Origin of the sequence: Lentimonas sp. CC4 (assembly GCF_902728235.1) — a bacterium.
GTDB lineage: Bacteria > Verrucomicrobiota > Verrucomicrobiia > Opitutales > Coraliomargaritaceae > Lentimonas.
In genome coordinates this window covers 1,934,233-1,957,022 of record NZ_CACVBO010000001.1, presented here as the reverse complement: position 1 = coordinate 1,957,022, position 22,790 = coordinate 1,934,233, and the positions used below count along the sequence as shown (strand labels likewise).

The following is a 22,790-nucleotide window of genomic DNA, read 5'->3' as shown; positions in this document are numbered from 1 at the left end:
ATTGTTGTGTAAATCTGTTCGAAAAATCAGGCTTATGATTTCTTCGAGTAGAAATCGTCGATCTTCTGAGATACGTCGCGGTAGCTGATATCAGCACCATACAGTGCCTTAAACTCAACCATCGCTTTCTCCATGTCGCCCTGCTCTTCGTAGCAAGAACCGAGTTCGTAAAGCACATCCTTCTTCTGGTCTGTGACACCCGGAATTTCAGATTTCGCAAGAGTCAGCTGCTCGGCGGCAAGGTCAGCAAAGCCCTTCACCTTATAGGCCTTACCAAGAAGGATCAGTGCATTGATACGCACCTTCGGGCTACGCTGCGCGAGCTGAAGCTCCTTAATCGCCTTATCAGTCTCGCCTTCAGCGTGGTAAAGTTCGCCGAGTTCGTAGCGGTAGCTAAATTCATTCGGATAGCGTTGGACAAGATCCTCAGCTTGAGTGAGACGGAAGACGCGTTCGTCGTGGCGAAGCGCCTCCAACTCGGCTTTGAGTTCAGCGCTCTCAGGATTCGCTTCAAGCGCTTCTTCCTTCGCGATGATTCCAGCTGCCATTTTCTCACGCTTCAATGTGCCTTCGAGGCGCTCTAGATTCACATCGGCACTACCCGCTTCGAGTTGACGCGCCTTACCAATCCACTCCAGTGCGTTGTCCAACTCGCCGAGCTTACGGTAATTATTGGAAATATCCCGATAGTAATTAATATTACCAGGCTCCTCTTCGACCGCGGCCTTGGCATCCTCGATCATCGCACGCAGCCCAGCATCACCTGTCTTTGCACGACCAGCCTGCTCCAACTTCTGCGATTCTTCTTCGTCCTTAAGCTTATCACGGAAGCTTTCGTCCTCTTCCCACTTACCCTTATTAATGGACTGCTCAACCGAAGCCTTCTTAATCAAGCCTTGAATTTCGTCATCCGCAGGATGCTCGTGATAGGCGGCATCACCGATACGAATCGCCTCCTCGCTCTTACCAATTTTGATATAGGCAGACATCAGTGCCTTAACGTTCTCGGCATTCTTTGGCTCAATCTTGCGAACCTCATCATACACAAACGCTGCAGTCTCAAACAATTCTAGCGCTTCGGCAGCACTGCCGATCACCTGATGCGCCTTCACATTGGAAGGGTTTGCATTGAGCATCTGCTCTGCCGAAGCCATCGCAGCGACAGGATCCTTTTTGATCTTAGCATCGCTCCCCATGGAGAACGGGATGCTGGTTACTTTTGAGAGAAACCCTCCAAAGCCCTTGGACTTACCTCCGTTCGCCCGCTGCTGCGCTTGGCGAAGGATTTTACGTGCATCCAGACATTCTGGATGACGGGCTACAATGTTTGACATGATATCGACGGCGTAAGACGGATTTTTATCCACAGCCTTACGGGCGTTTTCAATCTGCTTCTGGAGACGGGGATCGAGATCCTTGAGAGCAACTTCTTCCATAATCTTAAACTTTAAAACATACGCGTCGATCAGGGGCGATCAATGCGCTATTACATCCAAATCCGAACATGCCGCCTTTTCCAAGTCTTTTAATGCATTTGAGACACGCTTTTCGTCCTTTCCTTCCACCAACAAGCGAAGCTTAGGCTCCGTTCCGGAGTAGCGAACCAACACACGACCATCCTCACCGAAGTCCTTTTCAACCGCAGCAATTGCTTTATTTAGCGTATCGAGCGTGTCCAAAGGCTTCTTTTCAGCGACTTTTAAATTCAATGTGCCTTGGGGAAATAAACGAATTTCCTGTCGAAGTTCAGACAGTGGCTTCTTTGCGTGGCACATGACACCGATCAACTTTACGGCAGCTAACAGGCCGTCACCAGTGGTCGCAAAGTCCGAAAAAATAATATGACCGGACGATTCACCTCCAATATTCGAGCCGATTTCACGCATCACTCGCGCCACATTACGGTCACCGATATCCGTCCGCTCGACGCGCCCGCCGGCCTCACGCATCGCCAAGTCGAGGCCTAGGTTACTTTGCACTGTGGCGACCAAGGTATTGTTTCCAAGCGCCCCAGAGCGTAATGCATACAGCCCAAACAGCCCTAGCAGGATGTCGCCATCCACGGCAACGCCCGTCTCATCACAGACAACCACGCGATCACCATCACCATCGTGCGCAATGCCCAAGTTCGCACCGTGCTTGACCACAGCTTCACCTAGCAACTCCGGGTGCTCACTGCCCACACCTTGATTAATATTTTCACCATCTGGCTGATTGCCAATCAGAATGAGTTCCGCACCCCAACGCTTAAAGGCAGCTGGCGTCGTCTCACTGGTCGCACCATTCGCCAAATCCAACACAATCTTCCAGCCCGACAAGCAGTTCTGGTCCATCAAGGAACGAACATAATTCACATAAAACGCCGCCGCATCCAATCGATAGGACTTTACCTTCGGTAAACCTGCAGGAGCAGGAGGCTCAGCATCCATCAAGGCTTCAATCTGCGCCTCTTCGACGGCGTCATATTTATGACCGCGACTGTCGAATAATTTGATGCCATTATCCGAAGCTGGGTTGTGCGATGCCGTCACCGCAATACCGAGATCCGCCTGTTGCTCGAGTAAAGACTGCGCAATTGATGGCGTCGGAACCACGCCTAGATCGTGCACATACACCTCATGCTGATTGAGCCCTCGGATCAATGCATCCGCCAGTTCAGGACCACTCGCACGAGTATCTCGACCGATCACTGCGTTTAAAGGTAACTCAGGCTTGCGCGCCTTCAAATAGCGCCCCATCGCGGAACCCAAACGATACGCGGCATCCGCATTGATTAAATCGCCGCCCACTGGGCCACGAATTCCGTCTGTGCCAAAATATTTACCCATAATAGAATCTTAAAAAACTAGCCCTGTTGATAAAATGTATGCACACGTTGCAGCCATTGCGCTACCGCACCACTCGTCAGCGTTTCACGCGCTTTCGTAACTCCGCCAGCCATATCTGGTGCCGCACCTGCGATCCATAGCGCCACGCCCGCGTTCAACAAGACACTGTCTCGCAAGCCTGCAGGCACCGCATCCTCTGCGCCACTGAGCAAGGCATGCATTGTCGCTAAATTTTCAGCCACATCGCCACCACTCAGTTCTGAAAATTCACATGCGCTCAGCCCAGCATCTGCGACGTTCAAAGTCTTTGGCACCGACGCCCGTGCGCCAAACCCTGCTACAAAATTCTCTCCCGCACAGCTCAACTCATCCAACGCGCTCCCTGGTTGAGGTCGACCATGCGCAACTAACCCGCCCGACAGACCGAGCTCACCCAGCGCATCGGCCAACGGTTGCACCCACGCCTGCGAGAATACTCCCAACAGTTGAAAAGCAGGACGCCCAGGATTAATCAATGGGCCGAGCAGGTTAAAAATAGTGCGCTGGCCCTCTTCCGCTAAGGCACGCCGCACTGGCATGATCTCCTTAAACGCGGGATGATACGCTGGCGCAAAAAAGAAACCAAAATTCAACTCACGTAGTGACTGACGCAGCATATCATGCGGCGCATCCAGGCGAATACCGAGTGCCTCCAGTAAATCCGCACTGCCACACTTCGAAGTGATTGAGCGATTCCCGTGCTTGAAAACCGGAACGCCTGCTGCTGCCACGACGAAGGAAACCGCCGTTGAAATATTAAAGGTGCCCGAGCCATCACCACCCGTGCCACACACATCGATCGCGCGACTCGCCCATTCCTCGACCCCTGGATTCAGCGCATGCTCACGAAAGGCATGTGCAAAGGCAGCCACCTCAGTCGCCGTCTCGCCCTTGCGTGCTAACGCCAGCAAACAATCTCGCTTTGATGATGCTGAAACATCTGAACGGATCAAAAGTTCCGCCACGACAGTCGCCTGATCTGCCTCCAGGTCAGCGCCAGTTAATAGAATCTCTGTAAGTGGTTCGAGTGCTTGCATTTGAAGTATGGCTCCGAAAGCAAAGGCATCCCCGTCCAATCTCAAGCAAAAACCCTATCATACATAAATTAGAAGCACTAGAAATCCAGTTTTCCGCTTTCCCTCCACACCGAATAGCACTAGCTTTCTCCTTATGAAATTGATTGGGGTCATCACACTAGCCATCTCTCTACTTGCCACTTCGCTGAGCTACGCAGCAACGACCGAAACCATAAGCGAGCAAGACCACAGCCCTGTCTCAGAGGGCTTAAGCTACACGGACGCCGTCATTCTAGGCCTGGTCGAGGGGTTGACGGAATATCTCCCCGTCTCATCCACTGGGCATCTTATCATCGCCAATGCCCTTCTAGGCCTCGATGGCGACACCCCCATGGCGGACAAGAACGGTGCGCCTATCCTCGTCAAGGCTGACGATGGCTCCATGCAAGCCTACACGATCGGTGATGCTGCCTACGCCTACGTCATCGTCATTCAAGCCGGTGCCATCGTCGCAGTCGTGCTGCTCTACTGGCGCACGATCCTCACTTTAATCCTCGGTTGCTTGGGCAAAGACAGCAAAGGACTCAAACTGGCGATCAACCTCACCGCCGCTTTCCTACCAGCCGCAGTCATCGGTCTGCTACTGAATGACCTAATAGAGTCACTCCTCGGCGATAACATCTTTGCCGTTGCTGGCGCACTGATCGTCGGCGCCTTCGTCATGCTCGGCGTCGAACGCTGGCGCCACCATGGCAACAAAGGCGCCGTGCCCGCGGAAGACGGCCCTGGGCTGAGCGAACTCACCGTTGGTAAATCCGTCATGATCGGATTTTTTCAATGCTTCGCGATGTGGCCCGGCACCAGTCGTTCCATGGCCACCATCGTCGGCGGCTACATCGCAGGTCTGTCACCCGCGCACGCAGCCGAGTTCAGCTTTTTATTAGGCCTAATAACTCTCAGCGCCGCATCGGCCTATAAGTTCCTGACTGATGGTTCTGAAATGCTAGCCGCGCTCAATATCGGCCCCGTCCTCGTCGGTTGCATCGTCGCATTTATTTCTGCAGCACTCGCCGTCAAATGGCTCGTCGGCTACTTGAGCAAACACGGCCTCGCCCTCTTCGCATGGTATCGTATCGCCCTGGCCATCGCGATCTTCGCATTGATGAAGTAGTGAAGTGATACAGACATTCCTGTCTGTCACATCAGAGTCACCCCGACCTTAAGACCCCGCACCATGAATATCATACAGAAATCAGTCTTAGTCCTTCTAATTGTAATCGGGCTTAAGGCCAACGCCTGCTGGACTATACCTGGACCCGTATCTTGGGATACTAGCTCCCATGAACGATATGACATCAAGAAGCTGAACGATGAAAAAATAATTGAAGTGTATCGTAAGAGCGAACTTCAAGAGCCGATCAGTCGATTTACGATCGAAGGTTACTCACCGATATTCTCAAGGTTCAGGGTCATAGAGGGAGGAACTAAACTGGTGCATTTAAGAGGAAATCACCAAGTCGAAAATTTAACAGATGCAGCGATCGAAGTGTATTCACCCGAGCAGAAGCTTTCGACAATAGAAGCTGGCAAGTTGACGGATAAAATCATCAATCGCCCTAGCGATTATTCCACCCTGTCGACAGACCCTAGAACTTTCTATTCTTCAGGCTGGATTGAGCTAGATGACAGTTCGATTGAATTCTATAATTCAATTGGAGACTACGTTTCCGTCGACCTCGCCACATTGAGCATCCACAAATGGCTTATTACTAAAGGACATGACGAAAGGGAGGATCCAGACTGGAACTTTGAAAACCAGTTAGATGACCTTAAAATTCAGGTTAGAGAGAATGCAGGCCGTTTTGAGGTGCTGATATGGCAACCTGAGTCTCTACCATATCAAATTAAATGGGTTAATTATACTAAGACCCATCACAATAAAGAGATCATGAGATTTGTGCTCGGTGAGGATCCATACCGCCACATGCCTCGCCGATTTTCAGGAAAGAAAAATGTGACTTTTTTCCAGATGACTGTAGATCCTGAAATTAAAGGCGATGACGTTCTAACACTAGTAACTGATCTCACCAATCCGCTAGACGGAGAACATGCGAGACACGTTTTTAGGATCAGTTTAAAGGACTTCAAAAAGAACTCTGTCACTTGGAAAGTGGCTGAAACCGCCCTCCCTAGCGAAGAGCGATAGCCCTCGCCATCTTCGCGTTGATGAAGTAGCGAACTAGAGAACGTCGAACATCGAACATCGAACATCGAACATCGAACATCGAACATCGAACATCGAACATCGAACATCGAACATCGAACATCGAACATCGAACATCGAAGCCAGATAAACAGCCCAAAAGGCCAAACAAGCGAATTATTCAACGTTCGAAGTTGAGCGTTCAATGTTCGACGTTCACCAGCTCCACTAAAACGTATAACTCAGGCTCGCCTTCAGCATCCGCCCGGGCTCATTCACTACGGTAAAGTCACTAAAGGGATTACGCACCTGCGCATTGTGCATGGCATAGTTCTCATCAAATAAATTCGTCACGGCGCACGAGAGTGTCCAATTTGTCTTAATTCTACGCTGACCATAGATGGATGCGGTCACCCAAGAGCCAAGGTCTTGTTCGTGCAAGTCGGTGTCCACCCGGTCTTGATTGGCAGAGGCCTGCACTTCGAATTTCAGCAAGCTCAATTCGGTTTCATACTGCAAGGCCGCCTGCGCACGTAGTGGTGGAATTTCCGCCAAATCGCTGTCTCCGTTACCGGAACTTTTAACTCCCTCTTGCCAAGCCATACCCATCGCCAAGCTCCAAGTTGCATTGATCCGATAAGCTGCACTGCACTCCAATCCGTAGAGGCGCGCATCAATATTATCATAGGTCTGCACCGTGCCCTCCGCAACTGGATAGATATAGCCATCCAGCCAACTATGAAACGCGCGCAGTCGTAAGTCCCAATCGTCCGTCAGAAACTCGACTCCACTCGTAATTTCAGTCGAACGCGGCGCATCTAAGTTCGGATTGCCAATCCAATCGTTACTCATCCCAGGTTTATCGACTTGGAGATATAGCTCCTGAGGATTGGGCGCACGCGCCACGGAACCGACACCGGCAAATAAAGCAGTCGTATCGGTCAACTGATAACGCGCAGAGACGCACGCGCTAGGCTCCACTTCGGAGAAGCGATCCACATCACCCACCTCCGACTCCAGAAAGTCAGCATTCCCCCGTGGATCTATATTGAAGTAGTCTAAGCGCACGCCCGTCTCAATACTCCAATCAGTGTCAAACTCGTAACGTCCCTGCGCATAAACACCCACCGTGGTCGAAAGCACATTGGGCAACATCGAATTATCAATGTTTAGAATGGTATTATCACTATCCCACTCACGCTGCCCGAATTCACCGCCGAGACTCCAATAGCCCCATTCTGCCGCATCAAGTTCCGAATCGAAGGTAGCCCCCCAGTTCCTCGCAGTGGCATCAGTTCGCATAAAATACCCCCGCTCCAGCACGTAGTCGGGACGATTCATATTGTTCATCCCCTTTTGGCTACTCAGCCGCTTGCTGTCCGTCATCTTATGATCCGTATCGTTGAAATAAAAATCCGCAGCCCATTGTTCGAACACACCGGCCGGCTCCTCTTGAATGATGCGCGCACCGACCTGCGTCGTATGCGTTTCATCCGCATCCATACTCAAACCGGGGAATAGGACGTCCTGATCCTCTCGGCGCACGACATTCAACCGCAAAGTGCGCCCCTCTTCGAGCAAGTATTCTAACTCACCACCCACGTGCCATGCCTCATACGCAGAGTCATTCTTATATTGAGGCAAATAAGCAGCCAGCCCTGTCGGCAACTCCGTAATCCGATCCCCAGACCCGTCTTTATAAGGATCTCCGGTTAAGTAACCACCAGTGACACGCCCCGCCCAGCGCCCCTCGGAATAACTACTCCAAGCGGAATACTGCTGCTGGTTAAAACTCCCAAGACCTGCCGTCGCAGCGCCATGTATGCCTGAATCAATCGGCGCGCTGACGATATTAATATGCCCACCCAAGGAGCCTGACCGCTTCAGACTAAAAGGCCCCGTTGCAATTTCGACACGCTGCGCATTTTCAGCTGTTGCATGTGATAATGGAGGATCCATTCGATTGGAGCACGCACAATAAATCTTACGACCGTCTAGCGTCACACTCACGTCATCGCCACCTAAACCACGCACGACCACATCGTTCGACATCCCCGCCTTACGCACCAAAGAGATTCCTGGCTGAGCCATTTCCAAGGCCTCGGCCAGCCCAACCGCACCGCGACTTCGCCACTCATCTCCGACCAATGCCGTATCAGAGTATGGAACCTGCGGGGCATAGGCTCTCACTAAGAACGGCTCCAATTCAACGACTTCAAGACTACTGCCCACAAGCACTCCATTCACAAAGAAAGACGCGCACAAAAGCATCGGGGTAACACACTTCAGCATCTGATCGATAGAATGTGCATCGTCATCGCCCTCAAGCGCATCTTGCACAATTCCCCAGCTTATTAGACAATTTACCCCGAGCTATAAGCTTCCATCAAACAGTCACTACCGCCACTCATGCTTCGGGTAGCGCCCTGCTAAATCTTTGCGCACATGATGATACGCACCATCCCAGAATCCATCGAGGTCATCCGTCAAATGCGCAGGCCGCTGATTCGGTGCAAGCAACTCCACCAATAGTGGCACCTGACCATTTGCGACGACTAAACTCGCGCCAGGAACGTCATAAAAGTCCTGTAGCTTCGACGCGATAAAGGCGCGACCATCCGCCTCATAGCGAATCTTTGCGGGATTGCGGCGACGCGGCAGCTCCATCGTCGCAGGCGCATACGTATCAATATAATAGTGCTGCTCGGGACTAATCCACTCCTTCACCGTCGCCAGCGCTGGCCGATCCTTAATCTCTTTATAGCTCAACGCGCCGTGACAAATCTGCTCAATCAACAACTGCCGCGCTTCATCGTCAATCGGCGGCACTTCCGCATCCGGGCAATGCAGCGCCACGAAATTCACTCGTAGTATCCAATTCTCCACTACCGAGTCCCACGCCTTTAAATTCAAAGTGCCCGCCACCACTTCCGCCGCCAACAGCTCTGCCGCCTGATCGAGATCAGGCTCTCCCTTATCCGTCGCCGACAACACCAAATCACGAAAACGACGTTCACTACGGCACACCACTCGGCGCAGGCTCGGATCGTAGGTCGTCTGATTGCCATCAGAGAAATCTTCCGGAAAGAGTTCATCCAACCATGCAGGCTCGACCGCAGTCGCCAAACCAAGCAACACCGTCACCTCGCCACGCACCTCGCGCTCTTCGATTTCAGCCGCCACAAACAACGGACTGTCCACCACGCTCTCACGCCTCAACTCCCCCGTGCGTTCATGCACCATGCGGCAACGACGTGTTCCCGTATCATTGCGCTTCGCTAAATGATCCGAAAACCCCGCCAGCAAACACTTACAAATGCGCTCCGCCTCATCTGGCAACGCGGCCTCACGCGTGTCCAAGCCCTGCCGCTGCGCGAGTTGCAACAACTGCCGCGCCGTATCGCCCGCCTGCCGCGCCGAACCGCCATGAATCCCGAGCATCCCACACGCGTTCGCATTAAACTTCGCCGCTTTCGCTAAATCCCACGCACGCAGCTGCACAAAAAAGTCCGAGCGTTCATCGACATGATCTTCCACCTGCCGCAACTGCTCCTTACGCACACGCGCATCCCTCGACGCACGATAGAACGAACGCCCCTGGCTCAGACCCGCGATCAGCGCCACCTCAGGCAGCACACCGCGATGATCCGCCTCAAGTAGCATTCGTGCATAACGCGGGTGCAGCGGAAAGCCCGCCATCTTGCGTCCCATCGCAGTAATCGCACCCTCAGCATCCAATGCGCCCAAATCCTGCAACAAATCATGCGCACGCGTTAGCGCCTTGGGCTCTGGCGCTTCAAACCATGCAAACGTCTCAGGCTTCGAAATCCCCGCAGCAGCCAAGAGCAATAATGTCTCCGAGAGATCCACCCGCTTTACTTCCGGCTCATCGCGTTCGCCGCGTGCGCCATGCTCGGCATCGCTCCACAGCCGCATACACACACCCGGCCCCGTGCGCCCCGCACGTCCCGTTCGTTGCTCTGCCGATGCGCGACTGATCGGCTCCACTAAAATCGAATTAATCCCGCGCCGCGCATCATACCGCGCAATCCGCGCCAGTCCGCCATCGATCACGACGCGCACCCCCTCTATCGTAATCGAAGTCTCCGCAACGTTGGTCGATACGATCACCTTTGGACGCCCGCCCGAGGATACCGCCCGATCCTGCGCATCTGGCGAGAGTTCCCCATGCAGCGGCAACACATCATAACCTCGCGACTCAGGCAATGCCTCCACTGCGTCGATGGTTTTACGAATTTCAAAGGCTCCCGCCATGAAGATCAACACGTCACCTTCAATCCCCTCACGCACCGCGGTGCGAAACGCCGAAGCCGCGCGTTGCCAGACTGGAGCCGCATCCCGATTCAACGCCGCCCCCATATAGCGCGTCGTCACCGGATACATCCGCCCCGACGCTTCCACACGGGCACACGGCTTTAAATAGCCCTCAAGCGTATCAATATCCAACGTCGCCGACATCACCACGATCTTCAGATCGGGTCGCACGGATTGCACCGACTTCAACGCACAGGAAATACTTAAATCACTAGTCAGGTGCCGTTCATGAAATTCATCAAACACCACGGCGCCCACACCTTTGAGCGTGGGATCCTGTAAAATCTGCCGCAACAAAATCGCTTCCGTCACAAAGCGGATACGCGTCTTCGGCCCCACGACATTTTCAAAGCGAATCTGATAGCCCACCTCTTCGCCCAGCTTACAACCACGCTCTTGCGCCACACGTTTCGCCAACAATCGCGCCGCCAAACGCCGAGGCTGCAGCACCACCACATCGCCCTGCACCTGCGCCGCATCGATCAGAATCTGCGGCACCTGCGTCGACTTACCCGAGCCCGTCGGCGCACTCAGCACCACCCGCCCGTGCTCAGCGAGGCCAGCAACGAGTTGATCGGCGACAGAGTGAATCGGGAGCGATAGATGAGAATCAGCCATATCCAGACTGTTAAAATTACATTCCCCACGACGATCAATCTTCATCTCGTCGTAGGGAACACTCAACACCGCACGGAACCGCTTACACCTAGGCCAAGGCTACGGAGGACGAGTCGCGGGTTCCGCTACAAAATACACACACGCCGTAGCGGACTGACGAAGTCGTTTCGACCAGAGCCACAAGCGCGAAGCACCAACTGGCATCGATATTGCTTTCCGCGGCAAAGCTGCCAGACAATGGGGCATCCACATATACCATGACCGAAAAATCCAAAAACACACCAGAGACGACCAATTGGCCGGCATTATTACGTGGCTCCGTCTTGAGCAGTGTGCAGTCGAAGCACGTGCAATACATCAGTTTAGCGGATCGTCGCGCACAGGTCATCATCACCATCAACGCATTCCTCATCCCGCTCATTCTCTCTGGCTACAAATCCATGCCAGAAATCCGACTAGGCAGCCTAATCGTGGTGATCTGCGCCGCATTGAGTATCTTTTTCGCCGTCATGAGTTTAATGCCCAAACGCTTTAAGGGCAACCATCAGGGCAGCCGAGGCTTGCTACATTTCTCGGGCATATGGGGGCATAATGAAGCGGAATACCTCGAACACATGCGCGTCGCACTCGACGACCGCACCACCATTACCGAATACATGGTGTCCGACATCTATCACCTGAGTAATGATGTGCTGCGACCAAAATTCTTTTGGATACGCCTTAGCTTCTACGCATTCCTCTCCGGGCTAGCCGCCTCGCTAATCTTGGTCGTCGGCCCCTTGTTTTTATCGTTTTAAAATAAAAACTCTCGCCTACTTGCTGCAACGCAGCACATGCAGCGTCACTTCAGGCATACAGTTTAAGCGGGCAGGAAGCCCGGATGCGCCCGTGCCACGACTCGTGTAGCCTTGCAGCGAACCCTCACGCCACACACCTGACAACACATGCCGCGGCGAGCTCTTGTCATGCATGACGACCATTCCACCCGGTAGACAGATCTGACCACCATGTGTATGCCCTGCCATCAGAAAATCGAAGCCCAAGCGTGCTGCATCGCGATACGTTTGCGGCGCATGTGATAGCAAGACCTTACACGCATCTACCGGCACTCCCCGCAGCGCATGCTCGAAATTATGACTCTGGTAAAAATTAGGGTCATCAATCCCGACCAGATATAGCACGTCTTCACCTCGTTGAATTGCGACATTCTCATTTAATAAAAATCGAATCCCCGCCGCCTCCATCACCGGCACTTTTTCCAGCGAGTCGTGATTGCCCAGTGTCGCGTAACAAGTGCCCGTCACATCTTTTAAAATCTCAATCGATGCTGCAGTCGCTCCCGAGTGATCACTAAAGGTGCACGTGCGGAAGTCTCCCGTCACCGCCACACAATCATACTGCAGCGGTTCAATCACTCGCCGCACCGCCTCAGGAAAGTCCGGGTGCAAATCTGCATGCAAATCCGTGAGCTGAAGAATCGTAAAACCATCAAACGCAGCCGGCAACCGATCCAGCACCACTTCATTGCGCACCACTTGAACATCAAAATAATTGCGATGCGCTCGGTTCCAAAAACCGCTCACCTTCAGGCACCCACGTATAAACCCATACAAATCCCAAAGATGCTCAAAACGAAACAGACCGCGCCCCTGTCCTGCACCACGGCGCGCGCGCATGATCTGCTCTTTCTCCAGCCGATGAGCAAACTCAGCCGCTCCCATACGTTCCGCCAATGCAATCAGCGCAGGATCCTCAGGGTTATTTGTTAGGTCGGTATGCATTTTACACCCGAAAGAGAACGCAACAAGCAGACCGTTGCCAATTGAAAACGCCTAGCCCTCAGTCTCTGACTGTAGATACAAAAAAACCCTTCTCGCAAGCGAGAAGGGTTAATTCATTTGGTCGGGGCGACAGGATTCGAACCTGCGACCCCCTGGTCCCAAACCAGGTGCGCTAGCCAGACTGCGCCACGCCCCGTTTCCAAAAGAAGACGACAAACCATCACAAATTTGCACCCTGTCAATGCTCTTTCAAAATATTTTTCATCAATTTTTGTTCGCGCTTTGAGCCCATCTAAACAAACCTGACGCCGAAAGCATGAGGCAGCGTCCACCGACAGTATCTAAAGCCCGAACAGTCCGCCACTTAGCGACTGCCATGCTCGTTTTCCTAGTGACACAATTCGGCCATGCAGCGACTCTGCAGGAACAATTAGAGCAAGCAGTTTCTTCCTTCGGCCAAGGTGATTACGCCTCCAGCTACTGGCAATTTGAGAGCATGGAGCTCGATTATGGCACCGAACCTGAGTTTTTAGCGCGTAATTTTCAACAAACCATCCTCCCCGTGCGTGGCTATGCCGCACTGATGGCAGATCGCCCAACGGACGCGCTGATCTACTTTGGCGAACTGCTCAGCCAATACGAGCCACACCCAGGCCTGCAGGCCTTCGCACTCTACAATGCAGCGATTGCGCAGTCGCAAACCAACGCACTTGCGGCAGCCGCACAGACCTTTCATAACTTCCAACTCACCTTCCCTAACTCCAACGAATCGGCGCTCGCCCTATTACAAGAGGCGGATCTGCGCTACGAGATCGGCGATGCCGCGCAAGCCACCGAGCTACTCGACACCTTCTACGCCTCAGATGCGCCCGTGACACTGCGTATGCAAGCACGGCTACGTGCGCTCCAAATCGCCGGCGAAACTGGCTCGACCGACCGCACACGTGACATTCTCTTCAACACCGACTGGAACGTTGCCGCGATGCCCGACATCGCGGTGCTCAGTTTTGCCGCTCTGGACGCTGGCGACCTGCTCCTCAGCGAAGGACACTACACCGAGGCTGTGCGCGCCTATCGACTGACACTCCCTCGCACTGTATTGATCGAGAAACAACGCGCCCGCCTCCAAGCCGTGCAAGCGGCCCTAGCTCAACAATCCCTGTTTGCCTCAAGTATCTGGAAGAGCCATTCCCAGCAACTGGTCGCACGTCTCACACGCCAACTCGACCTGCTCGAGCACATGGCCGACTACACTCCGGGGCTTTATCTGCGCTCAGGCCAAGCCTATCTACTCGGACAACGATTCCGTGAAGCCGCGATCCTATTTCGCACCGTCGCGCAAACACCCGAGTTCGAGCCCGACATCCGCGCCGAAGCCCACTACCGATGGATACTCACACTCTGCGAAGCCGAGGACTGGAACAACGCCCGCGCCACCGCTCAACAATTCCTCAACGAGCATCCTGCCCACAAACTCGCCAACAGCGCGCTCTTCCTGATCGCTCGTGCATACCAAGGCGAAGGGCAATACCTCGAAGCCATTACGGTGCTCGATGATCTGATCGATAACTTCCCCGACGACCAACAAGCCCCTCGTTGGTATTTCACCCGCGGCTACAATTATAGCGTGCTTGAGCGACAAGCCTCCGCCCGCGTTGATTTCGAAACCGCACTCGAGCGCTATCCGAAGAGTAGCCTCGCCGAACAACTCGAAATGTGGCGCGGTCTCACCTACTTCTTCGAGCGCAACTACCCCGCCAGCCTCGACGCACTGACAGCACTTAAAAAGAAAGCAAAAAAGCACCCACTGTATCCGGAAATCAACTACCGGATCGCCAACGTGCTCTACGCACAACGCAACTACGATGCCGCCCTTAAAACTGCAGATGCGCTCATCAAACAATTCCCCGACCATCACCGCGTGCCCGAGGCGCAAGCCCTACGCGGCGACATCTTCATGGGACAAGGCGAACTCATCCGCGCTGCTGACGCCTTCCGTCAAGTGCCGCCCGACGACGCACAGCTCTACGACTACGCAATCTTCCAAGCATCCAAGATCTACAAGGCTCTCGAACTCTACGACCTACTACGCAAGCATCTGCAAGCCTACATCGACCGCGACGATGCCAACGAACGCCCACGCGTCAGCGAAGCGCTCTATTGGATCGGCTGGTCGCTCCAGCAAGAAGAGCGCGGAACCGAAGCTTTCCCACTCTTCGAAGAAGCCCTCATCCGTTTCGGCAACGATCCAAAGTCTCGGGGCGTAGGCTCCATTCTCTCCGCCTACGCCGATCTCTATAAACGCCTAGGCAAAACCGACAGCACGTTGCCTGCCTTTGAAACATGGCTTCAAGACGCCACAGAGCAAAGCCTCGCCGACGGACAGCCCACTTGGTTTGCACGACTCACACTCTTTAATTCGAATCGCCAGCGCCGCACAGCCGGCGACGAGCGCGCCGAAGCCACCCTACTCTCCATCCATCGCTTTGTGCCGATCGATCAGCAAGACGCCGAAACCCTCGCCAGCGTCGGTCTCGTGCTGATTCAACGCGGCTACGACTCAGCCGACGATTACTGCGAGCAACTACTCACCGAATTCCCAAAACGCTTCGAACGCGGCACTGCCTACTTCGGCAAAGCGCAACTCGCCGCCAATGCTGAACGCCTCGAAGAAGCCCGCCGCTGGTTGCTCCGCTTTCTCGAAGAGACGCCCACACATCCACTCGCCCCCGATGTGCGCCTGCTCACCGCTGACATCCTCACCCAACAAGGCATCTACGAAGGCGCACGCGACGTGCTCAACGAAATTTTGCAGATTAAAGCAATGCGCGGCCGTCCACATGCCCGCGCGCTAGCTGGCCTCGCCCGACTCGAAACCGAACTCGAGAACCCTCAACGCGCCATCCCTTATTGGCAACGCATCTACACCCTCTACCGCGCCTATCCCGAAATCATCATTGATGCGTATTGGGAAAGCGCCCTGCTGTTCGAGCAAATCGGCGACAGCACGGCAGCACTTAACACCCTACGCGAGATGCTAAGCGACGAGCGCCTGCAAGACTACGAGGCCTATCAACTAGCAACCGCAAAGCTTCCCGAGCTCGAAGCGAGGGAACGTCGAACATCGACCCCCTTGAACGTCCAACATCCAACGTCGAACTTCGAACATTGAATTTGAACACACCACGCACAAAATCAGCTCTCAGACAAAGACTTCGACGTTCAGCGTTCAACGTTGGACGTTCGACGTTCAATCTCCGTTCGACGTTCAATCTCAGTTCGACGTTCTTCTGCCTGTTCTCCTTCCTAGGAGTCACACTTCCCTTAACCGCCGCCATTCCCACCGCTGAATACGACGCGATCTACGCAGAGCTGCATCAACCGATCGACGTGCACTTGAACAATGGCCGCACCATCCCTGGGCACTCCATCGATGTATCCGGCGATCAAATACAAGTCGCCACCTCGGAAGGCGCCGGAGAAATCATCCACACTTTCAACGTTAATCAAGTCGATCACTTCACCATTCCTGGCGAGAGCTATAAGAGCCTCGCCGTCGAATGGATGAAGGCAGGCGAAACTGAGAATGCCCTAGAGCTGATGCAACTGCTCTACCTGCAGCGCGTCAAAATCCTACCATTAATGCCGCCCTCGGAATCGCACTTCTTCATCTACTACGTCGATCTCATCCTAGAGTCAGACAACCCAGCCCGTGCCATCGCGGTGACCGCGATCCTCAAACCGCAAATCACTCATCCCGCGGCACTCCGAGCACTCGACGATGCCGTGCTCGACAGCTACAACACTTTGCAACTCTACGAAAAAGCGCGTCCGCTCACTGAAGCGTGGCTGGCTCAACGCGATCCCTACGGTGATTCAGCGCTCGGCTATTACACGCACAGTGCCGACCTACTACGCAGCGAGCATTACGACGAAGCACTCGACACCGCGCTCCAACCGATCGTCTTCTCTACCCCGAATCCGCCCCAAAAGCTCGCGCACTGCTACGCCGTCGCCATCAGCGCAGCCCTAGGCTTGCGCGAGAAAGACTACGCACTCACTCTCTATTACGAGATGGAAGAACGCGCACTCAGCTGGCCAGCTGAAGACCCCACCTTTGAAGCTCCTTTCAAACAACTCAATGAGCACCTAGAGAAACAAGCAGACAAAGCGAAAGACCCAAAAGCCAAGGCCTCAAGTCTCAGCTCTCAAATCTCAAACTCTCCTGTCACCAATCTATGAAACCATACGCAACCAACTGGCGGACACTCGCAAGCTACGCCCCCGCTAGCCTACTCACACTCGCACTCACCTCACTCGCGCACGCTCAAGACGCCGCGCCCGAAGCAGCCGCGACCGCTGCCGAAGACAGCCTCAACCTCTGGGGACTCATTCAACAAGGCGGCTGGGCAATGTATCCACTCGGCACCTGCTCGTTGATCATGTTCTTCCTGATATTCTATTCGTGGAAAGAAACCGCCCCGAAGAAATTCTTTACAGCCGATCAATTAAGCGCCGCGAGCAACGCACTGGAAAGCGGCGATATCGAGCAAGGCCGCAAACACCTCGACGACGGTAGTAACCTACTCGCCCGCGCCCTCTCACCTGCGTTAAAGAAGATCAAAAAAGGCCGCGAGAAAGCCGAAAATTTGTTCATCGAAAACCTGGAAGCCGAGGAAAACGGCGTCTCACAATGGGTCACCTACCTCAACGTCGTCGCGTCCGTCGCACCCATGATCGGCCTGCTTGGCACAGTAAGCGGCATGATTAGCGCCTTCCAAACCATTGGCCGCGGGGGTATGGGGCGCCCTGAGTTACTGGCAGGTGACATTGGCGAAGCCCTCATCACCACCGCCACTGGCCTAGTGATCGGCATCCCAGCGATGATCGCCTACTTCATTCTACGCAATCGTCTTAACTCCGCTATGATCGCCACCGCCCAAGCAGGCACCGACCTGATCGAAGCCGCAGACGAAGCGGACGAGGCAGAAAAGTGAAACAGACATTCCTGTCTGTCTCTGCCGTGTGAGCCACTCAGAGTGACCACTCCGACGTAACAGGCAAGAATGCCTGTGCCACTTAGGTCCAAATACAAAAACAGCACAGGCAAAACGCCTGTGCTGTTTGTTAAAAAATGGCTTCTAAAAACCGCGAACGGCGCAGAGGCCGTCGCTTCCGCTAGCTAGCAGATTCGCTAGCGAACTTGAGATCTCCTGCAGGCGCTTCGGTTGGCTCAGGGGCTTTATTCAAATTGATCCAAGGCTTACCGACTTTAAGCAGTGGCTTGCCAGCGACACCGTTGATGATGATGGCAGCCATCATATACCATGCACAGAGCGCACAGACGATCAGCACATACGCAGCCACTGTGTTGAGCACAGGGAAGCCAAAGTGGCCGACGTCAAGTAGTAGGAAACCGATCACAAGTGTCGTAAAAGTGGTCGCCATCGCAGTGTGGATGAACCAAGAAGCCACCCACAAAATGAGCGTAAACAGTGTCCATGCAATCAGGAAGAAGCCGACATCCGTTCCAGAGGATGCATAGATCCCAAAGTGGTTGAGCATAAAAATAATGCTCAGCCCGATCCAGAACGCACCATAACTGCAAAACGCAGCAAAACCGAAGTTGTTGCCCATCTTTTGCTCCATGAAGCCAGCAATTAACTGAGCCATGCCACCGAACGCAAAGCCCATTGCGACGACTGGCCCGAGGCCGCACAACCCAAGATTGTGAAACTGTAGCAACAGTGTTGTGAGACCAAATCCAGCAAGTCCGACGACTGCAGGGTTTCCTAATTGAACTTTATTCTCTGCCATAATGCGGCGAAGTAACTACATACACCGCGCCACCACACCATCTATTTACGACTGATCTGCTCAATAATAAGCACGCAAACTGATAACTAACACTAATACTAATCAACTATAGTATAAGCATTTTGATTTACAAATTAGATATTATTCAGCTTCGCAGCATTGCTTCGGCGACTTTTTCCATTTAGCGATTTAGGCTATGATCCGCTCCAGTGCCTTAAAAGAACTCAATAGCATCCTCCACGAAGCCCCCGGCGAAGACGGCGACTGGGGCTGGTTTAGTCGCGAACATGCGGTGATCGTCGACGCGGTGCTGCAAATGCTCGGACACCCGACGAAAGTGGTCGACGGCCTACTGATCATGCAAGACGGCAAACACACGCTGGCAACTATCCCGCTCGGCCATGCGTGGAATCTGATTTACGATGACCGCCTGTTCGATGCCAGTATCACCACGCATCACATGACCTCGCACTTCAAGGAATTCACCGCCGTGGACACGAAGCGCCCCGACATCTGCCCCTATCCGATCCACTACTCGGCAAAGCTCCCCGACTCGATTCGCAACCCAGATCGCCCGAGCGGACTCTACTACTACCGCAAAGAAGACTTCAGCTTTGATTCCGCAAAACTCCTGGAAGACCCGTATCAATTTATCCACAAACCCGAAGCTGGCACCCCCGATCTGCTCGAAAGCTACGGTCGCGACATTTTCTTCAAACTCGCCTACCACATTTACCTACTACAAAAGGGGCAGGCCAAACCGCTCCCGAAAGAGAGTGACGACCTCCTAGAAGCCGTCGCTGCCAGCCGTGGCGGCGCGCGCAAGAAGGTGATCGCAATTCTGGACGGCAGCGCAGGCATCTAAAACTCATCAAAATAATCCCAGTAAAAACCGCGATTCCAGAAGAAAAAGTTTTGCTTCTGTGGCTGTGTTCGGTTTGATCCGGTGCATGCACGAACTATCCGGAACCGTAAAAGAAATCTTCGAAGAACAAACCTTTGGCAGCGGCTTTAACAAGCGCGCCTTCGTGGTCACCACAGAGGCCGACAAATACCCCCAAGACGTTCAATTCGAATGCCTCAAGGATAAAGTCCAACTCGTCAGCAGCTTGAACAAAGGTGACAAAGTCAAAGTGACTTTCGACATCAATGGTCGTGAGTGGCAGGGTCGTTACTTCGTCAATCTCGCAGCATGGAAGATCGAAAGCCTTGCAGGTGGTGGCGATAGCAGCACACCGCCTCCCTTCGATCCAGCCGACGAAGTCCTCGACGAAGAGCCACCATTTTAAGCTCGAACACTCTTTCCCAAAAAGGCCGCTCAACACTGAGCGGCCTTTTTTGTGCGTATCAATAAAGTAGGAGCGGCTTCCAACCGCTTGACTCTGGGGAGGGACGAGCTCCGCCTCGTCTGGCGGCGTGCTGGAGCTGTGGTTGAGTGCGTGGGATCTGTGCTGAAGCTCCGCTGACGGCGCGGAGGCCATCCCTCCCAAGTTCGCCCCTACTTCCGCAATCGCCCGGCAAGCACTCCGGCAAACATCAATTGCAAGGGGTGAAAGCAGATCATTGGAATCAACACCATCGCAGGGTCAATCACTCCTGGGGCAGCCAATAAAATGGAGGACGCCAGCGGCAAGCCCGTGGCCATGGATTTCTGGCTCGCGCAAAAGAAGGCGGCAATTCGCTGCGAACGTGTCACGCTCAACCACGACGAACTCCACCAAACCAGTGCACAGGTAGCCAACATGACCGCCCCAATGCCGACAGCGACTGCAAAGATGAGCCCGATGGATAGCTCATCCAACAGTCCCGAGCTCACACTCTGCGCAAACGCGGCATGCACAATAAAGATAATAATGCCACTACTGATCGGCTTCGCTGTCTTTGCCATACGACCTGCCAACGCACGCATAAATTGACGAGCGACCTGCCCGACGATCAGTGGCAACACCAACAGCCGAGCTAAGCTCACAAAAATCCCCGTCAAAGAGATCTCAATCGCAGTCTCACTCGCCAAATAAGCCACTGCAACAGTCGGCACGATCAACACCGCCAATAGATTCGAAAAGATCGTCGAAAAAATTGCATTGGCGGTATTGCCCTCCGCAATCGAAGTAAATGCGATCGCCGAGGCCACCGTCGTTGGTAAAATCGACAACAACCAAAAGCCAACGCACAATTCCGGCGTTAGCAGTAAAGACAGCGGAATGAGCAACACGCCCATCACCACAGGAAACCAGAGGTAATTCCACGAAAGAACGAACACATGGAGACGCTTCGGCTTATAGCCCGCCGCCAACGAACGCGTCGGCAAGGAAAGCCCCTGCAAGAAGAAAATTAGAGCCACACCTAACTGCGTCGTCCACTCAGTATGCAGAAAGCCACCCTTGGTCGCGGGTTCAGGACAGCAAATGGCGAGCCCAACCCCCATCAAGAGGCACAGTATAAACCCATTTGTCCGTAGTAATTTCTTCATCACCAAACCTGCGACTATGTTGCAAGCAACCTACGAGTAAAGCACTCACACACAGTCGAATGGACAAGAGGGTTCACCTGCATTACAAACACGACCTGCGAAAATCGCGCTTTCTTTATATTTTGCATTTGAACTACTTTCACTCTAATCCCCTCGACAATCATGAGAATTGAAACCGCCACCTTCCGCACCAGCGCACTCGACCTCGAAGCATGCCCGCCCTCTTGGCAGCCTGAATTCGCATTTGTCGGCCGCTCTAATGTAGGCAAGTCCTCGCTCATCAACATGCTCACTGGCAAGAAAGAGCTCGCGAAAACATCCAGTGTGCCCGGCAAGACGCAGCTCATCAATTTCTTCGACATCAACAAGACATGGAGCCTCGTTGATCTCCCCGGCTATGGCTACGCACGGCTTTCCAAGGCCAAGCAAAACGATTTCAACATCAATGTGAGCGGCTATCTCACGGAGCGGGAAAACCTAAAGCATGTGTTTGCGCTGGTGGACTCCCGTATGGAACCACTCGAAGGCGACCTCGCCTTTATCGAATGGCTGCAAGCCTGCAAACTCCCCGTTTCGATTGTCTTCACCAAATCGGACAAAAGCTCGGATACGACTGTAGAGAATCACGCGCAACAATTCCTCCAGAAATTAGACGAATGGGGCATTCAAGCCGTCAAAGCCTTTAGCTGCTCTGCGAAAACCCGCGCCGGGCGCAACGAGATCCTCCAATTCATTGAGACGATGCTACCGAAGGTTAAAAAGACCAAAAACCAGCAGCCCATATCTTTGGGTTGGATGCAGAAAAAGAAGCGGTAGGCACGCGCGGGATTCCCACATCGACGGGGCGCTCTCATTCAAACCTACAGGATCAGTTCGCACTGATATTTCGAGTTTTTGATATGCTGAATGTCAAGAAGCGGAATTCAGTCAGGCGCCATCTGGCGACCTCGTTAATTCACGTGAATCAACGTCCATTCCCGGCTCCTAAAAATACACATCAATGCAATGACTCTCAGCTACTTACAGCATTTGACCCCATGCGTAAATCGGTTTAGGATGACTGCCCAATGAAAGGGTCGAGATGCATCTCTGCACTTTATTCTTTATTTTTACGTTACGTAATAGCATAAAAACAAAAACGACCTGACTAGATCACTGCCCATGCCTCTCTCGCCTCCCAGAACCGCCGCCGAAGTCACCTTCGATATCAATCAGGCGAGTGATTTAGCAAGCAATCTGCGCCTCTGGCAGGCCGAGTTAAAGGAGGTATCCTCACGCAAAGAACTGCTCAAACGGATTCAAGACGCACCACCGCTACTACGTTCACGTCTCAAAGACCAAGGCTACTGTGATGCGTATCTAGCCGCTTACGTGGACTGGATTTGCCAACTCACGAATACCACCGCACCAGACTGGGTGACACAGTCCCACCGAGTGGCGGATACACCCATCACCGACGACGCAATCGACTTAAGCCTCACACCAGAAGCATTTCGACAGCGAAATCTCTTCACGATCCCCACAAACGTAATCCAACTACGCCGAGGACGCCCGAAGAAGAGCGAGGCTCACAAACTGAAGAACAACGCCGAACGGCAACACCGCTACCGCCAACGCGTCAAAGAAAAGCTCAAGCGCCTCGAACAACTCGAGCGCGAACTAGAAAAGTAGCCTCGGCTC

18 protein-coding genes and 1 tRNA gene are annotated in these 22,790 nt (G+C 53.5%); 10 read left to right on the top strand and 9 right to left on the bottom strand.

Annotation, left to right across the window (positions count from 1 at the left end; all coding sequences use genetic code 11):
* Window positions 1-32: 32 nt before the first annotated feature.
* The 3 genes from GZZ87_RS08550 to trpD are packed head-to-tail and all read right to left on the bottom strand — an operon-like array spanning window position 33 to window position 3,904.
* A complete protein-coding gene (locus GZZ87_RS08550; protein WP_162027519.1) occupies window positions 33-1,436 on the bottom strand; it encodes a tetratricopeptide repeat protein in 1,404 nt (467 codons plus the stop codon).
* Between the two features lie 39 nt (window positions 1,437-1,475).
* Window positions 1,476-2,828, bottom strand: coding sequence for a phosphoglucosamine mutase (gene glmM, locus GZZ87_RS08545; protein ID WP_244647998.1), 1,353 nt, complete (start codon window positions 2,826-2,828; stop codon window positions 1,476-1,478).
* 17 nt (window positions 2,829-2,845) lie between these two features.
* Window positions 2,846-3,904 carry an anthranilate phosphoribosyltransferase gene (gene trpD, locus GZZ87_RS08540; protein ID WP_162027520.1) on the bottom strand — a complete coding sequence of 353 codons (1,059 nt, stop codon included), beginning with the start codon at window positions 3,902-3,904 and terminating at the stop codon, window positions 2,846-2,848.
* Between the two features lie 133 nt (window positions 3,905-4,037).
* Here trpD and GZZ87_RS08535 point away from each other — a divergent pair, with 133 nt between their 5' ends.
* Together GZZ87_RS08535 and GZZ87_RS08530 are read left to right on the top strand one after the other, a co-directional pair.
* Window positions 4,038-5,054, top strand: coding sequence for an undecaprenyl-diphosphate phosphatase (locus GZZ87_RS08535; protein ID WP_162027521.1), 1,017 nt, complete (start codon window positions 4,038-4,040; stop codon window positions 5,052-5,054).
* 63 nt (window positions 5,055-5,117) lie between these two features.
* Window positions 5,118-6,089 carry a hypothetical protein gene (locus GZZ87_RS08530; RefSeq protein WP_162027522.1) on the top strand — a complete coding sequence of 324 codons (972 nt, stop codon included), beginning with the start codon at window positions 5,118-5,120 and terminating at the stop codon, window positions 6,087-6,089.
* 225 nt (window positions 6,090-6,314) lie between these two features.
* On the opposite strand, the gene GZZ87_RS08525 is transcribed toward GZZ87_RS08530, so the two are convergent.
* A complete protein-coding gene (locus GZZ87_RS08525) occupies window positions 6,315-8,426 on the bottom strand; it encodes a TonB-dependent receptor (protein WP_162027523.1) in 2,112 nt (703 codons plus the stop codon).
* A gap of 57 nt (window positions 8,427-8,483) precedes the next feature.
* A complete protein-coding gene (gene hrpB, locus GZZ87_RS08520; RefSeq protein WP_162027524.1) occupies window positions 8,484-11,039 on the bottom strand; it encodes an ATP-dependent helicase HrpB in 2,556 nt (851 codons plus the stop codon).
* Between the two features lie 257 nt (window positions 11,040-11,296).
* Between hrpB and GZZ87_RS08515 the strand changes: the two genes are divergently transcribed.
* On the top strand, window positions 11,297-11,836 hold the full coding sequence (locus tag GZZ87_RS08515) for a Pycsar system effector family protein (RefSeq protein ID WP_162027525.1): 540 nt from the start codon (window positions 11,297-11,299) through the stop codon (window positions 11,834-11,836).
* A gap of 15 nt (window positions 11,837-11,851) precedes the next feature.
* On the opposite strand, the gene GZZ87_RS08510 is transcribed toward GZZ87_RS08515, so the two are convergent.
* Both GZZ87_RS08510 and GZZ87_RS08505 read right to left on the bottom strand, forming a co-directional pair.
* Window positions 11,852-12,820, bottom strand: coding sequence for a metallophosphoesterase (locus GZZ87_RS08510; RefSeq protein WP_162027526.1), 969 nt, complete (start codon window positions 12,818-12,820; stop codon window positions 11,852-11,854).
* 118 nt (window positions 12,821-12,938) lie between these two features.
* Window positions 12,939-13,016 (bottom strand) — tRNA-Pro (locus tag GZZ87_RS08505).
* Window positions 13,017-13,196: 180 nt separating this feature from the next.
* On the opposite strand from GZZ87_RS08505, the gene GZZ87_RS08500 reads away from it, so the two are divergent.
* Genes GZZ87_RS08500 through GZZ87_RS08490 form a run of 3 tightly spaced genes read left to right on the top strand, consistent with a single transcriptional unit; the run spans window position 13,197 to window position 17,817 of the window.
* Window positions 13,197-15,992 carry a tetratricopeptide repeat protein gene (locus GZZ87_RS08500; RefSeq protein ID WP_162027527.1) on the top strand — a complete coding sequence of 932 codons (2,796 nt, stop codon included), beginning with the start codon at window positions 13,197-13,199 and terminating at the stop codon, window positions 15,990-15,992.
* 2 nt (window positions 15,993-15,994) lie between these two features.
* On the top strand, window positions 15,995-17,062 hold the full coding sequence (locus GZZ87_RS08495; protein WP_162027528.1) for a hypothetical protein: 1,068 nt from the start codon (window positions 15,995-15,997) through the stop codon (window positions 17,060-17,062).
* Window positions 17,059-17,817 (top strand): MotA/TolQ/ExbB proton channel family protein, encoded by a 759-nt coding sequence (locus GZZ87_RS08490; RefSeq protein ID WP_162027529.1) that lies wholly within the window; start codon window positions 17,059-17,061, stop codon window positions 17,815-17,817. Before GZZ87_RS08495 ends, GZZ87_RS08490 begins: the two co-directional genes overlap by 4 nt.
* 181 nt (window positions 17,818-17,998) lie before the next feature.
* On the opposite strand, the gene GZZ87_RS08485 is transcribed toward GZZ87_RS08490, so the two are convergent.
* Complete coding sequence (locus GZZ87_RS08485; RefSeq protein WP_162027530.1) at window positions 17,999-18,637, bottom strand: GPR1/FUN34/YaaH family transporter; 639 nt, start codon at window positions 18,635-18,637, stop codon at window positions 17,999-18,001.
* Between the two features lie 196 nt (window positions 18,638-18,833).
* Between GZZ87_RS08485 and GZZ87_RS08480 the strand changes: the two genes are divergently transcribed.
* On the top strand, window positions 18,834-19,502 hold the full coding sequence (locus GZZ87_RS08480) for a hypothetical protein (protein ID WP_162027531.1): 669 nt from the start codon (window positions 18,834-18,836) through the stop codon (window positions 19,500-19,502).
* An 85-nt stretch (window positions 19,503-19,587) separates the two neighbouring features.
* The gene (locus GZZ87_RS08475; protein ID WP_162027532.1) at window positions 19,588-19,926 is read left to right on the top strand and encodes a DUF3127 domain-containing protein; all 339 of its coding nucleotides are present in this window, start codon (window positions 19,588-19,590) and stop codon (window positions 19,924-19,926) included.
* A gap of 209 nt (window positions 19,927-20,135) precedes the next feature.
* On the opposite strand, the gene GZZ87_RS08470 is transcribed toward GZZ87_RS08475, so the two are convergent.
* Window positions 20,136-21,110: a bile acid:sodium symporter family protein gene (locus GZZ87_RS08470; RefSeq protein ID WP_162027533.1), complete on the bottom strand. Its 975-nt coding sequence runs from the start codon at window positions 21,108-21,110 to the stop codon at window positions 20,136-20,138.
* Window positions 21,111-21,272: 162 nt separating this feature from the next.
* Between GZZ87_RS08470 and yihA the strand changes: the two genes are divergently transcribed.
* A complete protein-coding gene (yihA, locus tag GZZ87_RS08465; protein WP_162027534.1) occupies window positions 21,273-21,926 on the top strand; it encodes a ribosome biogenesis GTP-binding protein YihA/YsxC in 654 nt (217 codons plus the stop codon).
* Window positions 21,927-22,271: 345 nt separating this feature from the next.
* On the top strand, window positions 22,272-22,781 hold the full coding sequence (locus tag GZZ87_RS08460) for a hypothetical protein (RefSeq protein WP_162027535.1): 510 nt from the start codon (window positions 22,272-22,274) through the stop codon (window positions 22,779-22,781).
* Window positions 22,782-22,790 lie beyond the last annotated feature (9 nt).

Bases quoted from the DNA above. Each gene is read 5' to 3' on its own strand.
- GZZ87_RS08550 (WP_162027519.1), bottom strand. From the start codon at position 1,436: ATGGAAGAAGTTGCTCTCAAGGATCTCGATCCCCGTCTCCAGAAGCAG.
- glmM (WP_244647998.1), bottom strand. From the start codon at position 2,828: ATGGGTAAATATTTTGGCACAGACGGAATTCGTGGCCCAGTGGGCGGC.
- trpD (WP_162027520.1), bottom strand. From the start codon at position 3,904: ATGCAAGCACTCGAACCACTTACAGAGATTCTATTAACTGGCGCTGAC.
- GZZ87_RS08535 (WP_162027521.1), top strand. From the start codon at position 4,038: ATGAAATTGATTGGGGTCATCACACTAGCCATCTCTCTACTTGCCACT.
- GZZ87_RS08530 (WP_162027522.1), top strand. From the start codon at position 5,118: ATGAATATCATACAGAAATCAGTCTTAGTCCTTCTAATTGTAATCGGG.
- hrpB (WP_162027524.1), bottom strand. From the start codon at position 11,039: ATGGCTGATTCTCATCTATCGCTCCCGATTCACTCTGTCGCCGATCAA.
- GZZ87_RS08515 (WP_162027525.1), top strand. From the start codon at position 11,297: ATGACCGAAAAATCCAAAAACACACCAGAGACGACCAATTGGCCGGCA.
- GZZ87_RS08510 (WP_162027526.1), bottom strand. From the start codon at position 12,820: ATGCATACCGACCTAACAAATAACCCTGAGGATCCTGCGCTGATTGCA.
- GZZ87_RS08500 (WP_162027527.1), top strand. From the start codon at position 13,197: ATGCTCGTTTTCCTAGTGACACAATTCGGCCATGCAGCGACTCTGCAG.
- GZZ87_RS08490 (WP_162027529.1), top strand. From the start codon at position 17,059: ATGAAACCATACGCAACCAACTGGCGGACACTCGCAAGCTACGCCCCC.
- GZZ87_RS08485 (WP_162027530.1), bottom strand. From the start codon at position 18,637: ATGGCAGAGAATAAAGTTCAATTAGGAAACCCTGCAGTCGTCGGACTT.
- GZZ87_RS08480 (WP_162027531.1), top strand. From the start codon at position 18,834: ATGATCCGCTCCAGTGCCTTAAAAGAACTCAATAGCATCCTCCACGAA.
- GZZ87_RS08475 (WP_162027532.1), top strand. From the start codon at position 19,588: ATGCACGAACTATCCGGAACCGTAAAAGAAATCTTCGAAGAACAAACC.
- GZZ87_RS08470 (WP_162027533.1), bottom strand. From the start codon at position 21,110: ATGAAGAAATTACTACGGACAAATGGGTTTATACTGTGCCTCTTGATG.
- yihA (WP_162027534.1), top strand. From the start codon at position 21,273: ATGAGAATTGAAACCGCCACCTTCCGCACCAGCGCACTCGACCTCGAA.
- GZZ87_RS08460 (WP_162027535.1), top strand. From the start codon at position 22,272: ATGCCTCTCTCGCCTCCCAGAACCGCCGCCGAAGTCACCTTCGATATC.